The organism is Aquabacter cavernae, from assembly GCF_003993795.1.
GTDB lineage: Bacteria > Pseudomonadota > Alphaproteobacteria > Rhizobiales > Xanthobacteraceae > Aquabacter > Aquabacter cavernae.
Map to the genome: position 1 here is coordinate 346,790 of NZ_RWKV01000015.1, position 15,249 is coordinate 362,038.

At 67.6% G+C, this 15,249-nt stretch carries 12 protein-coding genes; 10 read left to right on the plus strand and 2 right to left on the minus strand.

Annotation, left to right across the window (positions count from 1 at the left end; genetic code table 11):
* Positions 1-44: 44 nt before the first annotated feature.
* The 3 genes from EJJ38_RS20485 (at position 45) to EJJ38_RS14985 (ending at position 4,862) form a co-directional block, all read left to right on the plus strand.
* Positions 45-3,059 (plus strand): hypothetical protein, encoded by a 3,015-nt coding sequence (locus EJJ38_RS20485; protein ID WP_205666180.1) that lies wholly within the window; start codon positions 45-47, stop codon positions 3,057-3,059.
* Between the two features lie 79 nt (positions 3,060-3,138).
* On the plus strand, positions 3,139-3,729 hold the full coding sequence (locus EJJ38_RS14980) for an ANTAR domain-containing response regulator (protein ID WP_127090921.1): 591 nt from the start codon (positions 3,139-3,141) through the stop codon (positions 3,727-3,729).
* A complete protein-coding gene (locus tag EJJ38_RS14985; RefSeq protein ID WP_127090922.1) occupies positions 3,726-4,862 on the plus strand; it encodes a CmpA/NrtA family ABC transporter substrate-binding protein in 1,137 nt (378 codons plus the stop codon). The genes EJJ38_RS14980 and EJJ38_RS14985 overlap by 4 nt, the downstream gene beginning before the upstream one ends.
* Before the next feature lie 3 nt (positions 4,863-4,865).
* Here EJJ38_RS14985 and EJJ38_RS14990 read toward each other — a convergent pair whose 3' ends face one another.
* Together EJJ38_RS14990 and EJJ38_RS20800 are read right to left on the minus strand one after the other, a co-directional pair.
* Positions 4,866-6,182, minus strand: a complete 1,317-nt coding sequence (locus EJJ38_RS14990; RefSeq protein WP_338021887.1) for an amidohydrolase — start codon at positions 6,180-6,182, stop codon at positions 4,866-4,868.
* Positions 6,071-6,595: an amidohydrolase family protein gene (locus EJJ38_RS20800; RefSeq protein ID WP_274704736.1), complete on the minus strand. Its 525-nt coding sequence runs from the start codon at positions 6,593-6,595 to the stop codon at positions 6,071-6,073. The genes EJJ38_RS14990 and EJJ38_RS20800 overlap by 112 nt, the downstream gene beginning before the upstream one ends.
* 470 nt (positions 6,596-7,065) lie before the next feature.
* On the opposite strand from EJJ38_RS20800, the gene EJJ38_RS14995 reads away from it, so the two are divergent.
* From EJJ38_RS14995 to EJJ38_RS15025, 7 genes are read left to right on the plus strand one after another with little or no spacing between them, the layout of a single operon-like run.
* Positions 7,066-8,439 (plus strand): CmpA/NrtA family ABC transporter substrate-binding protein, encoded by a 1,374-nt coding sequence (locus EJJ38_RS14995; RefSeq protein WP_127090923.1) that lies wholly within the window; start codon positions 7,066-7,068, stop codon positions 8,437-8,439.
* Between the two features lie 26 nt (positions 8,440-8,465).
* Entirely contained in the window at positions 8,466-9,356 is an 891-nt protein-coding gene (gene ntrB, locus EJJ38_RS15000; protein WP_127090924.1) for a nitrate ABC transporter permease, read from the plus strand.
* A gap of 10 nt (positions 9,357-9,366) precedes the next feature.
* A complete protein-coding gene (locus tag EJJ38_RS15005) occupies positions 9,367-10,167 on the plus strand; it encodes an ABC transporter ATP-binding protein (RefSeq protein WP_127090925.1) in 801 nt (266 codons plus the stop codon).
* Between the two features lie 36 nt (positions 10,168-10,203).
* Positions 10,204-10,638 (plus strand): globin family protein, encoded by a 435-nt coding sequence (locus EJJ38_RS15010; RefSeq protein WP_127090926.1) that lies wholly within the window; start codon positions 10,204-10,206, stop codon positions 10,636-10,638.
* Positions 10,639-10,642: 4 nt separating this feature from the next.
* On the plus strand, positions 10,643-11,845 hold the full coding sequence (locus EJJ38_RS15015; RefSeq protein ID WP_127090927.1) for an NAD(P)/FAD-dependent oxidoreductase: 1,203 nt from the start codon (positions 10,643-10,645) through the stop codon (positions 11,843-11,845).
* 10 nt (positions 11,846-11,855) lie between these two features.
* The gene (locus EJJ38_RS15020) at positions 11,856-13,661 is read left to right on the plus strand and encodes a NirA family protein (protein WP_127090928.1); all 1,806 of its coding nucleotides are present in this window, start codon (positions 11,856-11,858) and stop codon (positions 13,659-13,661) included.
* Positions 13,658-15,247 carry a sulfite reductase subunit alpha gene (locus tag EJJ38_RS15025; RefSeq protein WP_127090929.1) on the plus strand — a complete coding sequence of 530 codons (1,590 nt, stop codon included), beginning with the start codon at positions 13,658-13,660 and terminating at the stop codon, positions 15,245-15,247. The genes EJJ38_RS15020 and EJJ38_RS15025 overlap by 4 nt, the downstream gene beginning before the upstream one ends.
* Positions 15,248-15,249 lie beyond the last annotated feature (2 nt).

Here is a 15,249-nt window from a genome sequence, read left to right on the forward strand (position 1 = left end):
CCGTGGCAACGTCCCCGGACACGCAACAGGTGCAGGAGGACCGTATGGGGAAATTGCGAACCTGGATCGGCGGATTTGCCTGGGGCCTGATCCTCGGCGTGATCTGCGCCGGAGCCGGCGCGATCATGTTCTTCAGGCCGGACTTCGTGGAGCGCTTGCGCGCCGAGCGGCCGTTCTCCGCGGTTTCCGCGCCCGCTCCGGCTGCCTCTGCCCCGGCGGCGGCGCCCGCGGCAGCGACGACGCCTGCCGCCGCCCCGGCGGCCCTGCCGCCCTTCTTCACGAACACCACCACCAAGACCGCGCTCGACAAGACCTTTCCCACCCCGCGTGCTTTCTCGCCCAATGACGACCTCGTCATCCGCGGCGTGAACACATCGCCCAATCCGTTCAATCTCGCGGTGCGGATCGATGATGCCTCGTCCAAGAACTGGATGAGCAACTTCAACACCAACCAGAACTTCCCGCCCGGCCCCTTCGTCATGCGGGTGCCGCTCAACAGCCTGCCCACGCCCAGCGGCACATCGCTCGACGTGAACGCGCTGACCCGCTTCATTGTCTTCACCGAGGAGGGGGCGCCGGTCGCGCAGATCGACAGCATCCAGATCGAGCCGCGCCAGAAGACCGGAGCGATCCCCTCGACCACCTCCACCGCCGCCGCCACAGTGAAGGACGGCCAGACCTGGCTTGCCGGGGCTCGGCTCACCGCGTCGCAGGATTTCAGCACGCCGGTGAGCTTCGATGCCAACCAGGATCTGGTGGTGACGGGGAACAACGATACCGGCAAGCCGGTCACCATCTATCTGCGGGTGGATGACGTGAACTCCGCCAACTGGTACTCGCGGGCCAATGCCTCGGCGGTGTTTCCGCCGGGGCCGTTCATCCTGCGCTCCCCGGTCTCGTCCTGGGTCACGCCGTCCAAGGCGCGGCTCGACCGGACCAAGGTGAAGCGCATCGTGGTTTCCAACGGCGACGGGGACGGCCCCATCCGCCTCACCGATATTCATGTGGAAGCGGGCTCGCCCGTGCCGCCGGATGCGCTCGCGCTGCGTTTCGCGCCGAACGCCGATATCCAGGTGCCGGGCTTTGAGTCCATCCTGCCCAACGATCCGCGCCTCTCCCGCCCGGCCGGAGTGCTGGTGCGCACCCAGAATGATCCGCTCCTGTCCAGCGGCCTCAACGGCATCGAGACGATCACCATCCCCTGGACCAAGAGCGCCACCGCCACCGTCTCGCTCTGGACCGAGGATCAGGGCGAATGGGAGTATTTCCCCCACTCCCTGAACAAGACCATCACCATCAACGGCCAGGTGGTGTACCAGCAGAGCCTCAGCCCCGACGAATGGGTGGAGCAGGTCTACAAGCGCAATCTCTGGAAGGAGGCCATGATCGACGGCGGCCCCTGGGAGGTGTTCGCGCGCGACCGCGCGGGCCTCATCACCGCCACCGTGCCGGTCATCGACAACAAGATCGTCGTGCAGCTTCAGTCCGACCAGCCACCCAATAACGGCTATCTCGCCGCCATGGTGATCGAACCCGGCAACAGCGACACGGCGGTGGATGCCGTGGAGGCTTGGCGGCGCAAGCGCTTCCTGGAACGCTGGCCGGTCCAGAACAAGCCTGTGGACCCCGCGCTCGCGAAGGACATCACCCTGCGCATCCTGCCGGCGAACACCCCGCGCAGCCAGCGTCCCTTCTGGGATCCCACCCTGCCTGTGCAGGCGAACTTCCGCGCGGCGCCCGGCGGCGTGGTGTCGGTGGATTTCCTCGCCTTTTCCAACCAGGACGACCTGATGCCGAACGTGTCCGCCTCGGCGCCGGACGGCATCTCCCCCCAGATACGGTGGGGCAAGTGGACCTTTATGCGCCGCGGCGTCATGGAGAACGGCCTCACCATCACCTCCGATGTGCTGGACGGCGACCTGTCGCACATGCGGATCGTGAGCGGCGTCCCCCGGCGGCTCAACGTGACCTTCACGGTACCGATGAACGCGAGCGGAACGCTGCCCGTCACCCTCTCGATGGACATTGCCGGCAGCCGCGTGGAAGCCACCGCGCTGGTGGAGGTGGTCCCCGTGTCCCGTCCGCCGGTGGACCGGCCCATCGGCTATTACATGGCCGCCCCCAACTGGGAGGTCTGGTTCCCGCCCACGCCCGACCAGGCGGACCGAGGCATGGCCTGCGACTATGCGGCTCTGCGCGCGTTCGGCATTACCGGCGTCGCTCCCGACACGGTGGCGCCGACCCCGGACAAGATCACCCGCTATGTGCAGCAGATGGCGCTCGCGAAGCAGGCGGGCTTCACCGCGCCCTTTTTCGACTATGCCTCCGTGAAGACCATGCAGCACACGGCGGGCTTCTCGAAGGTGGGGCCGAACATCGCCTCCACCTTGCGGGCGCTGGCGGCGGGCGGCGTTCCCGCTCCGCTCTGGTCCATCGCCGACGAGCCGCTGGAAGGCGATGCGGCCCTTGCCGACCTCAAGGGCGTGCGGGACGCCATCAAGGCATCGGCCCCCGACGCGCAGATTTCCGGCCAGCTCAACTCGCCCAAGCAGCGCACCCTCGTTCCCCTGTTCGACACGCTGCTGGTGAATGACGGGTTCGGCATCAGCGAGAGCGGCTTCCGCCAGATGCGCGCCCAGAAAGTGATGCCCTGGCTCTACAACATGCCTGATTTTCGCGCGGCGGCGGGTTTCCTGATGTGGCGCACAGGCGGCCGGGGCTACCTGCAATGGCACGGGCGGGCCTGGACGGGAGACCCGCGCGATCCCACGGACGGACGCGAGCCCGACTATGCCATGCTGCCGCTCAGCGGCGACCGCTGCAGTCCCGCGCCCACGATCGATGCCCTCGTCCTGACCACGGGCGAGGGGATCGAAGACCTGCGGTGGCTGCTCTGGCTTGACCAGAGGGCCGCGTCCGACACCAAGGCCCGCGCGCTGCGGGACACGCTGGTGGACGCCGTTCCGGCGGACTGGGAAGCCTTCAAGAAGGCGCCGCCGGATCTTCCGGCGCTGCGCAACAAGATCATCGACTTCGCACTCGCCCCCTCAGCGGGGTGACGGGACTTTCCTCCGACAGCGACAGGCACAAGGTGGTCCACTCCTTGCCTGTCGTTCGCGGACACATGATCCAAGGCCCATGGCGAACGACCTGTCCCTGCGCATCGTCATCGTTGATGACAGCCCTGTCCGTGCGGCCATCCTCTCGGAGGGGCTGCAGGAGGCGGGGTTTGTGAACGTCCTCCGGCTGGAGGGCGTCCATAATCTTTTGGAGCGCATCTATGCCATCGATCCGGACGTGATCCTGATCGACCTGGAGAATCCCAGCCGCGACACCATCGAGCAGATGTTCCAGGTGAGCCGGGAGGTGAAGCGGCCCGTGGCCATGTTCGTGGACCAATCGGACAGCCAGACCATCGCGGCCGCAATCGATGCCGGCGTCGCCTCCTATGTGGTGGACGGGCTGCGCAAGGACCGTGTCCGTCCCATTCTCGAAACCACCATGTCCCGCTACCGCGCCTTCGCCCGCCTGCGCGCGGAACTGGAGGAGGCGCGCAGCCAGTTGGAGGAGCGCAAGCTGCTGGACCGCGCCAAGCTCATTCTCATGAAGGCCAGGAATATCGACGAGCAGACCGCCTACGGCCTGATCCGCCGGACTGCCATGAACGAGAAGAAGCGGCTCGTGGACATCGCCCAATCCATCATCACCGCCGCGGAGTTGCTGCGATGAGACGCCTCGCCATGGGCTTCATCCCCCTCACGGATGCCGCCGTGCTGATCGCCTGCGCCGAGCGCGGCTTCGCCATGGCGGAGGGCATCGAGATCGAGCTGCACCGGGAGGTGTCCTGGGCCAATATCCGCGACAAGGTGAATGTGGGCCTGCTGGACGGGGCCCATATGCTCGGCCCGCTGGCCATCGCCTCCTCGCTCGGGCTCGGCCATGTGCGCGTGCCCCTGGTGGTGCCCTTCGCCCTGAACCTCAACGGCAGCGCCATCACCATCGCCAAGGACATCTACACGCAGATGGGCGAGACCGGGGAGGATCTCTCCCGTGCCCCGGATGCGGCCAAGGCGCTGGGGCGCGTGGTGGCGGCGCGGCGCGCGGCGGGGCTGGAGCCGCTGGTGTTCGCCTCGGTCTATGCCTTCTCGACCCACACCTATCTCATCCGCCATTTTCTCACGGCCGGCGGCATCGATCCCGACCGGGACGTGCGTCTCGTGGTCATTCCCCCGCCTTTCATGGCCGAGAGCCTGCGCAACGGGCTGATCCACGGCTTCTCGGTGGGCAGCCCCTGGAACAGCGTGGCGGTGGATGCGGATGTGGGCCGCATCGCGGTGCTGGGCGCGGAAATCTTCGGCTGGGTGCCCGAGAAGGTGCTGGGCGTGCATGCCCGCTTCGTCAATACCGAGCCGGACATCCTGCGCCGCCTGGTGCGGGCGCTGAACACGGCGGCGCGCTGGTGCGAGACACCGGACAATCACGAGGACCTGGCCCGCCTGCTGAGCGAGCCGCGCCACCTCAACCTGCCCGCCGACGTCCTGCGCCGGACCCTGGACGGGCGCCTGCACAGCGCGCCGGGCGGGGCGGCCCGCGCCCATCCCGACTATCTCGTTCTGAACCGCGACGGGGCGAGCCGCCCCAACCCCGACCATGCCTTGTGGATGTACGGGCAGATCGTGAAGGCGCGGCAGGGGGAATGGAGCCAGGACGCCGCTCGCGAAGCCATCAGCGTCTACCGGCCCGACCTGTTCGATCTGGCGGTGGGCGCGCCAAGCCCCCTCCCCGCGCCGGCGCCGGACTGCGTGGCCACGCAGTTCGGCGAGATTTTCGACGCGGAGCGCTTCTTCGCGACCGGAGAGTAGGGCTTACACCGTCCCGTGGGTCGGTTTGCCGTTCATCAGCGTCAGGTCGATGCGGGTGCTGGCGATATCGTGCACGGAGCCTTCGAAAATGTTGCGCTCCAGGACCACGAGGTCGGCCATCTTGCCCACCTCCAGCGAACCGATCTTGTCTTCCATGCGGATCTGGTGCGCAGCGCCCATGGTATTGGCGTGCACCGCCTGGGTCAGGGTCAGGCGCTCTTCCTCCGGGCCGAGAACCGGATTGGTCGCCTTGCCGATGAGCTGGCGGGTGACTGCGATCTGGATGGAATCCAGCGGCTTGTAGGTGGAGAAATAGCCGGCCGCCGGCCAGTCGGTGCCAAACGAAATGCGCCCGCCGCTCTTCAGGATGGACTGCGCGCGATAGAGCTTCTTCTGGCGCTCGCCGTAGCGGTCCTTCAGAATTTCGGTGGTGTCCGGATCGGCCGAGAACCAATTGGCGGAGAACTGGGAATTCACGCCCAGCTTGGCGAAACGCGGCAAGTCCTGATCGGTGACATAGACGAGATGCGCGATGGTATGCCGCCGATCGCGCGGCGGATTGGCGGCGATGGCCTTTTCAAGGGCGTCGAGGCCCGCGCGCGCCGTGCCGTCGCCGCAGGCATGGATGTGCAAATCGAAGCCGGCGGCGTCCGTCATGCCCACCAGCTTCGTCCATTGCTCCTCCGAGAAGGGGGAGGCGCCCGAGAAGTCCGGCTTGTCGGAATAGGGCTCCACCAGCCACGCGGTGTAGCCCTCCTGCGTGCCGTCGCCGATGATCTTCACCACCGCCACCTGCACCAGCTCCGAGGAGACGCGCTTGCGGATGTTCTGGAGCTGCTGGACCACATCATCGATGGGCGGCGACTTCACCAGATATGAGCCCACCACACGGAACGGCAGTTGGCCGCGCGTCTCCAGCTCCGTGTACAAAGAGAGGATGGCGCCCTGATCGTTACCGATAGGCGGCACGCCCGCATCGAAGATGGCGGTGATGCCGGCGGAGGATGCCTTGGGCAGCCATTCCTCCATCAGCTTGCCCATGGCGGCGGGGGAGATGGGCTCCACCTCGTTCACCAAGGAGAGCACCGCGTTCACTTCCAGCACATAGCCGGTGGGATAGCCCTTCTCGTCGCGCACATAGTAGCTGAAGCGCGGGATGGGGTCGGGCGTATCCTTGGTGACCTTCGCGACTTCCAGCGCCTTGGTATTCACCCATATGCTGTGGCCATCGATGGCGAAGAAGAAGGCCGGCCGGTCGGGAATGATCTTGTCGAGGTCGTGCCGGGAGGGGCCCTCGGGGGGAACATGTCCACGCGCCAGCCGAAGCCGCGGATGTTTCCGGTGGGATGCTCCTTGGCGTAGCGCTCGATCACGGCGAGCGCCTCCTCGCGGGTGGGCACCTGGAGATCGACGCCGGAGGTGAGGAAGGAGCCGAGGAAGGGGTGGATATGCCCTTCCACGAAGCCGGGCATGACGAGGCGGCCGTTCAGCTCCACCACCTTCGTGCCGGCACCCTTCAGCTTGTCGATGTCCGCATTCGTGCCCACCGCCGCGATGGTCTTGCCGCGCACGGCGACGGCCTCGGCCCAGGGCTGCGCGGAATTCTGCGTATAGACCTTGCCGCCTCGCAGGATGATGTCCGCCGCGCCGGTCTGGGCGAAGGCGGAGAACGGCGCGACGGTCGCGACGGCTGTGCAGGCGATGGTGCCGCCGATCAGGCCGCGCCGGCTCATTCTGAATGGAGTTGCGGAAACCGGGGGGGTGCCGGTTGCGAAACCGCCCAATGCTTCATTCAGACTGCAGTTGATGCACATGCCGACTTTCCTGCCCGCGACGCAATAACGGGCGGCATGGTGGACCGGGAGGCACACGGCAGCAACATCACATTCGCTCGCTTTCGCGGCACTGCATCATCGCAAATGATGAGATTTTGCGCATGCGAACGATTTAGCCTGCACCCTTGGACTCCTGAGCAGGCTCCAGATTTTCGTTGTTTTTCAATAAAATAGAGTTTTAGAGCGAGTTGGCACGAGATTTGAATAATTAAACCCTGAGCGCAGTCGACGAAGATCGCGCCGCCCAATTGTCCCAATGAAGGGACCCGCAGCAAAGCCGCTGACACCGATGGCCGGGAGGCCGTCGAGATGTCCGTGGCTTTTTTCGTTTTCGGGCCTGCCCAATCCGGCGACCACAGGGGAACAGAATGACCGATGCGCCTTCCAAGTCCGGTGCGACTTCGTCCGGTGAGACTGCCGATCCCACGTCCAAGGCGTCCCCCACCTCGGTGTCCCGCCGCTCGCTCCTGAAGGGCAGCGCCGCGGCGCTCGGTGCGGCGGCTCTGTTCGACGCCGCGCGGCTGATCTTCCCCGGCGGCGTTCCCATGGCCCATGCGGCGGCGCCCGAAACCACCAAGGCGATCCTTGGCTACATCGCGCTCATGGACGCCTCTCCCCTGGTGATCGCCAAGGAGAAGGGCCTGTTCGCCAAATACGGCGTGCCGGACGTGGAGGTGGTGAAGCAGGCCTCCTGGGGCGCGACGCGCGACAATCTGGTGCTCGGTGGCGCGGCCAACGGCATCGACGGCGCCCACATCCTCTCGCCCATGCCCTACCTCATCTCCACCGGCAAGGTGACGCAGAACAACACCCCGGTGCCCCTCTACATCCTGGCCCGCCTCAATCTCGACGCGCAGGCGGTGTCGGTTTCCAACGAGTACAAGGATCTCAACGCCACCACCGACGCCTCGGCCCTCAAGGCGGCCTTCGCGAAGAAGAAGGCGGAAGGCAAGGAAGTGAAGGTCGCCATGACCTTCCCGGGTGGCACCCACGATCTGTGGATCCGCTATTGGCTCGCCGCCGCCGGCATCGACCCGGACAAGGACGTGTCCACCATCGTCGTCCCGCCGCCCCAGATGGTGGCGAACATGAAGGTGGGCAACATGGACGCCTTCTGCGTGGGCGAGCCCTGGAACGAGCAACTCGTGAACCAGGGCATCGGCTACACCGCCTGCACCACCGGCGAGATCTGGAAGGAGCATCCCGAGAAGGCGCTCTCCATGCGCGCCGACTTCGTGGACAAGAACCCCAACACCACCAAGGCCATCCTCATGGCGGTGATGGAAGCCCAGCAATGGTGCGACAAGATGGAGAACAAGCAGGAGCTGGCCGAGATCGTCGGCAAGCGCCAGTGGTTCAACGTTCCCGTCTCCGACATCATCGGCCGCCTGAAGGGCGACATCAATTACGGCAACGGCCGGGTGGTGAAGAATTCCGACCAGTACATGAAGTTCTGGAAGGACCACGCCTCCTATCCTTTCCAGAGCCATGATACCTGGTTCCTCACCGAGGATATCCGCTGGGGCAAGTTCGAGCCCACGCTCGACATGAAGGCCCTGGTCTCCAAGGTGAACCGCGAGGACCTGTGGCGCGAGGCAGCCAAGACCATGTCGGTCTCCGCCGCCGACATCCCCGCCTCCACCTCCCGCGGGAAAGAGACCTTCTTCGACGGCAAGGTGTTCGATCCGGCGGATCCCCAGGCCTACCTGAAGACCCTCACCATCAAGCGCGTCGAAGTCTGACGTCCCATTTCCGGGGAGAGCCACGCATGTCCGTCACCGCCTTGAAGGAACCGCCGCAGACCGCCCGCCGCGCCAGCGCGCAGGTGGTTCGGCTCGCGCCCGCACGCTCATCGCTTTCCGCCCGCTTCCGGGCGGCGGGGCGCTGGGCCGCGGTGAACATCATTCCGCCCCTGGTGGTGACGGTCCTGCTGCTCGTGCTCTGGGAAATGCTCTGCGCCAGCCCCACGGCGACGCTACCCTCCCCGAGCCGCATCTGGGCTGAATCGAAGGACCTGATCGTTGATCCCTTCTTCGTGGCCGGCCCCCAGGATATCGGCCTCGGCCTCAGGGTGATGGTCTCGCTCCAGCGAGTGGCGGTGGGCTTCGGGCTCGCCGCCATCGTGGGGGTGCTGCTGGGCGCCGTCATCGGCCAGTCGGTCTGGGCCATGCGCGGCCTCGACCCCATCTTCCAGATGCTGCGCACGGTGCCCCCGCTCGCCTGGCTGCCGCTGGCGCTGGCCGCGTTCCGCGACAGTAATCCCTCCGCCATCTTCGTGATCTTCATCACCGCCATCTGGCCCGTCATCATCAACACGGCGGTGGGCATCCGGAACATCCCGCAGGACTACCGGAACGTGGCCCAGGTGCTGCGGCTGAACCCGCTGGAATTTTTCTGGAAGATCATGCTGCCCTCGGCGGCGCCCTACATCTTCACCGGCCTGCGCATCGGTGTCGGCCTGTCCTGGCTCGCCATCGTGGCGGCGGAGATGCTCACCGGCGGCGTCGGCATCGGCTTCTTCATCTGGGATGCGTGGAACTCCTCCCGCCTGCCCGACATCATCGTCGCCCTGGTCTATATCGGCGTCGTGGGCTTCGTCCTCGACCGCCTGGTGGCCGGCATCTCCGCAATCGTCACCCGCGGCACGGCTTCGGCTTGAGGAGGCTTCCATGTCCCACGCCCCGTATCTCCAGTTCAGCCAGATCGGCAAGACCTTCACCCGCGGCGCCGCCACCACGGAGGTGCTTAAGGAGGTCTCGCTCGACATCGCCAAGGGCGAATACATCTCGATCATCGGCCATTCCGGCTGCGGCAAGTCCACCTTGCTCAACATCGTGGCGGGCCTCACCGGGGCCACCACCGGCGGCGTCATCCTGGACGGGCGGGAAGTGAACGCGCCCGGCCCCGATCGGGCCGTGGTGTTCCAGAACCACTCCCTCCTGCCCTGGCTCACGGTCTACGACAATGTGCGGCTCGCCGTGGACAAGGTGTTCTCCGGCAAGCGCTCCCGCGCCGAACGGGACGCCTGGACGCTGCACAATCTCGAACTGGTGCAGATGACCCACGCCAAGGACAAGCGCCCGGCGGAAATCTCCGGCGGCATGAAGCAGCGCGTGGGCATCGCCCGGGCTCTGGCCATGGAGCCGAAGGTGCTGCTGCTGGACGAGCCGTTCGGGGCACTGGACGCGCTCACCCGCGCCCACCTGCAGGACAGCGTCATGCAGATCCATGCCACCCTCGGCAACACCATCCTCATGATCACCCACGACGTGGACGAGGCCGTGCTGCTCTCGGACCGCATCGTGATGATGACCAACGGCCCCTCCGCCCGTATCGGCGAAGTGCTGGACGTGAACCTGGTGCGCCCCCGCAAGCGGCTCGATCTGGTCTCCAACGCCACCTACCTCAAGGCCCGCGAAGCGGTGCTGAAATTCCTCCACGAGCGCCATCGCTTCGTGGAAGCCGCCTGACCCGCAACCCCATCCGCCCAGCCAAGGAGCCTTCCCATGCTTCCCAGCCAAGTGGAATTGATCCAGTCCTCCTTCGCGAAGGTCGCGCCCATCTCCGAGACGGCCGCCGGCCTGTTCTATGGCCGGCTGTTCGAGATCGCACCCGAAGTGAAGCCCATGTTCAAGGGCGACATGCGCGAGCAGGGCCGCAAGCTCATGGCGACCCTCGCCGTGGTGGTGAAGGGCCTTTCCAATCTCGAAGCCGTGGTGCCCGCCGCCCAGGTACTGGCGAAGCGCCATGTGGCCTATGGGGTGAAGGATGCGCACTACGCCCCCGTGGGCGCCGCCTTGCTCTGGACCCTGGAACAGGGCCTCGGGCCGGACTTCACCCCCGAAGTGAAGGCCGCCTGGGCAGAGGCCTACGGGATCCTCTCCTCCGTCATGATCGCCGCGGCCGCCGAGGCCGCGCCGACCACCGCAGCGGCGGAGTAGGCCCATGTCCGAGCCCCTCGTCATCGTCGGCAATGGCATGGCCGCGGCGAAGCTCTGCGAGGAACTATCGCGCCGGGCGCTGGGGCGCTATTCCGTCGCCGTCGTGGGGGCGGAGCCGCACCTGGCCTATAACCGCGTTCTCCTGTCGGACGTGCTGGCGGGCAAGGTGGACATGGCCGCCACCCGCTTGCGCCCGGCGGACTGGTGGCGGCAGACGGGCGTGACGCTCATCTATGGCACCCCCGCCGCCGCCATCGACCGGGAGGCCCGTGCGCTGGCGCTGGAGGACGGGCGCCGCCTGCCCTTCTCGCGCCTTGTCCTCGCCACCGGCTCCGAGCCCATCCGCCTGCCCATTCCCGGCGCCCATCTGCCGGGCGTCGTCACCTTCCGGGATCTGGCGGACGTGCAGGTCCTGATGGCGGCGGCGCGGCCGGGCCTGCGCGCCGTGGTGGTGGGCGGCGGGCTGCTGGGACTGGAAGCCGCCAGCGGGCTCGCCCGCGCGGGTGCGCAGACCACATTGGTCCATCTCATGGACCGCCTCATGGAGCGCCAGCTCGACACCCGCGCCGCAGCCCTGCTGCGCGGGGCGGTGGAGGCGCAGGGCATCCAGGTGGAACTGAATGCCCAGAGCGCCGCCGTGGACGGCACGGGGCGCGCCGAGGGCCTGCGCCTTGCCGACGGGCGCCTGCTGCCCGCCGACATCGTGGTGATGGCCTGCGGCGTGCGGCCCAACGCCCATTTGGCGCGGGCCGCGGGCCTTGCCAGCAATCGCGGGGTCCTGGTGGATGACGGCCTCGCCACCAGCGACCCGGACATCTTCGCCCTCGGCGAATGCGCCGAGCATCGCGGCAGTTGCTATGGCCTCGTGGCTCCGGCCTACGAGCAGGCGCAGGTGCTCGCGGAGCGCCTCGCCGGACGGCAGGCCGCCTATGAGGGCAGCACGGTCTCCACCAACCTGAAGGTCTCCGGCGTCTTCGTCTTCTCGGCCGGGGATATCGGCCCCGGAGGCGAGGAGATCGTGCTCGCCGACCGGGGCCTCGGCCTCTATCGCCGCCTCGTCATCAAGGACGGCTGCCTCTCAGGGGCGGTTCTGTTCGGGGATACGTCCGACGGCCCCTTCTATCTCGACCTCATCACGAACCGCACCCCCATCGCCGCCCTGCGCGCGGACCTGGCCTTCGGCCGGGCCGTGGCGCAGGCGGCCTGAGAGACAGACAATGAGCGGCGACTTCTCGGCGGAACAGAAACGCTATCTGGAAGGCTTCATTTCCGGGGCCCAAGCCATGCGCGGCCAAGGTCTCGCAGGGCATGGCCTCGCAGGGCATGGCCCCGCGCCCGCCGGGCAGCCCGCGCCCGAGCCCACCGGTCCCGAAGCCGCCAGCCACAAGGCCATGGCCCGCACCGAGGCGGAGGGCCGCAAGCTCACGCCCGAGGAGAAGGCGAAGCGCGAGGAGCTGGGCCTCGACAGCTATGACCGCATGAAGGCCCACGCGGCCGAAGGCACCTTTCCCAAGGGGCCGGACATGCTGCGCTGGAAGTATCACGGCCTGTTCTACGTCGCCCCCGCGCAGGACAGCTTCATGTGCCGCCTGCGCATGCCCAACGGCATCCTCACCCATTGGCAGGTGCGCGGCCTCGCCGACATCGCGCAGGACCATGGCGGCGGCTACAGCGACGTGACCACCCGCGCCAATCTCCAGATCCGCGATATCCCCGCCACGGACGGCGTGATCCTCCTGGAAAAGCTGGTGGATCTCGGCCTCACCGCGAAGGGCTCCGGCGCCGACAATATCCGCAACGTCACCGGCACGCCCACGGCGGGCATCGACCCGCAGGAACTGCTGGATACCCGGCCCTATGCCAAGGACTGGCACCATTACATCCTGAACAGCCGCGACATGTACGGCCTGCCGCGCAAGTTCAACGTGGCCTTCGACGGCGCGGGGCTGATCGGCGCGCTGGAGGACACCAACGATATCGGCTTCCAGGCCATCGAGGTGAAGGACGGGTTCGGCATCGCGCCGGGCGTCTGGTTCCGCCTCGCGCTGGGCGGCATCACCGGCCACAAGGACTTCGCCCGCGACACCGGCGTGATCCTCAAGCCCGAGGAGGCCACCAAGGTGGCCGCCGCCATCGTGCGGGTCTTCATCGACACCGGCGACCGCACGGACCGCAAGAAGGCCCGGCTGAAATATGTGCTCGATGCCTGGGGCTTCGAGAAATTCCTCGCCGCCGTGGAGCAGAAGCTGGGCGCCCCCCTGACGCGCTGCCCCGCCGAAGCCGTGGCGCCGCGCCCGGAGCAGGACCGCATGGCGCATCTGGGCGTCCACCCCCAGAAGCAGGCGGGCCTCAACTGGATCGGCGTCGGCCTTCCCGTGGGCCGCATGACGGCGGACCAGATGCGCGGCCTCGCCGACATCGCCGCCGGCATGGGCGACGGCCATCTGCGCCTCACCGTCTGGCAGAACCTTCTTCTCTCCGGCATTCCCGACGCCCATGTGGCGGCGGCGAAGGAAGTGGTTGCCGGCCTCGGCCTCACCGCCGAACCGAGCGTGCTCCAGGCGGGCCTCGTGGCCTGCACGGGCGCCGCCGGGTGCCGCTTCGGCAATGCGGACACCAAGGCCACCGCCCGCGCCATCGGCGCCCATTGCGGGCCGCGCGTGGCGCTGGATGGGCCGGTGAACATCCATGTCACCGGCTGCCACAATAGCTGCGCCCAGCATTATATCGGCGATATCGGCCTCGTCGGCGCCCGTGTGCCCCTCAATGACGAGGGCGACACCGTGGACGGCTATCACCTGCTGGTGGGCGGCGGCTTCGGCACCGATGCCGCCATCGCGCAGGAACTCTATCGCGACGTGACGGCGGAAGCCGCCCCCGTCCTGGTGGAAAAGCTGCTGAAAGTCTGGCTCGCCCACCGCGCCCCGCAGGAGCCGTTCGCCGCCTTCACCCGCCGTCTGCCGACGGACCAGCTCACATCCCTCATCGACACCCAGCCCGTGGAAGCGGAGGCCGGCGCATGACCCTCCAGAGCCCTCCCCCTCTCGTCCCCTATCTGCCGGAAAACGCGCCCTTCTCCCCCGAGCAGCGCGCGTGGCTCAACGGCTTCTTCGCGGGCATCTTCTCCGGCACGCCGGGCGCCACCGCCCTCTCCCCCGAAGCGTCCGCCGCCCTGATGCCGGGCGAGGCCATCGCGGAGGATGACGGCGCGCCCTGGCATGATGCCGCCATGCCCATCACTGAGCGCATGAAGCTGGCGGAAGGCCGCCCGCTCGCCCGGCGCATGATGGCGGCCATGGCCCAGCAGGATTGCGGCCAGTGCGGCTATGTCTGCGAGAGCTATTCCAAGGCCCTGGCGGATGGGACCGAAAAAGCCCTCAACCTCTGCGCACCCGGCGGCAAGGAGACGCTGCGCACGCTGAAGGCCCTGGCGGCGGAACAGGACAGCGCGCCTGCCGCTGCTCCGGCCGCCACGCCCGCACCCACAGTGGGCGCGCCGCGCGGCACCCGCGACAATCCGGGCGAGGTGACCTTCCTCGGCCGCGCGCGGCTCAACGGGCCGGGTTCGGAAAAGGAAACCTGGCATATCGACTTCGATCTGGAGGGCTCGGGGATCGACTACAAGGCGGGAGACAGTTTCGGCCTGTTCCCGCAGAACGATCCCGGCCTCGTGGAGGCGGTGCTGCGCGCGCTGGACGCGCCCGCCGATTATCCGGTGGGCGACACGGTGCTGGGCGAGATTCTGGCACGGGATGTCTGCCTGAAATCGGCGCCCGACAGCCTCTTCACCCTCTTCTCCTACCTCACGGGCGGCAGCCGCAAGGCGAAGGCCCGCGCGCTCTCGGCGGGCGAAGACCCGGACGGCGACGCCGCCACCCTGGACGTGCTCGCCGCCCTGGAGAAATTCGCGGGCACGCGGCCCGACCCGGAGGCGGTGGTGGAATGCCTGGAGCCGCTCCAGCCGCGCCTTTATTCCATCTCCTCCAGCCCGCTGGCGACGCCCGGCCGCCTCAGCCTCACGGTGGATGCGGTGCGCTATGAGATGGGCGCGCGCACCCGCCTCGGCGTGTGCTCCACCTTCCTCGGCGGCCGTGTGCCGGCCGGCACACGGCTCAAGGCCTATATCCAGAAGGCGCACGGCTTCGGCCTGCCGGAAAACCCGGCGACGCCGGTCATCATGGTGGGGCCGGGCACCGGCATCGCCCCGTTCCGCGCCTTCCTGCACGAGCGCATGGCCGCCAAGGCACCGGGGCGCAACTGGCTGTTCTTCGGCCACCAGCGCCGCGACACGGATTTTTTCTACGCGGACGAACTCTCCGGCATGCAAGCCGCCGGATGCCTGACGCGGCTCGACACCGCCTGGTCGCGGGACGGGGAGCGCAAGGTCTATGTGCAGGACCGTATCCGGGAAGCGGGCGCGGACCTCTGGGCGTGGCTTTCGGACGGCGCGCATTTCTACATTTGCGGCGATGCCAAGCGCATGGCGAAGGATGTGGAGGCAGCGGTGCTGGATGTCGCCGCCACCCATGGCGGCCTCAGCGCGGAGAAAGCCGCCGCCTTCCTGGCGGACCTGAAGACAGCCGGACGCTATCAGGCCGACGTATATTGAGG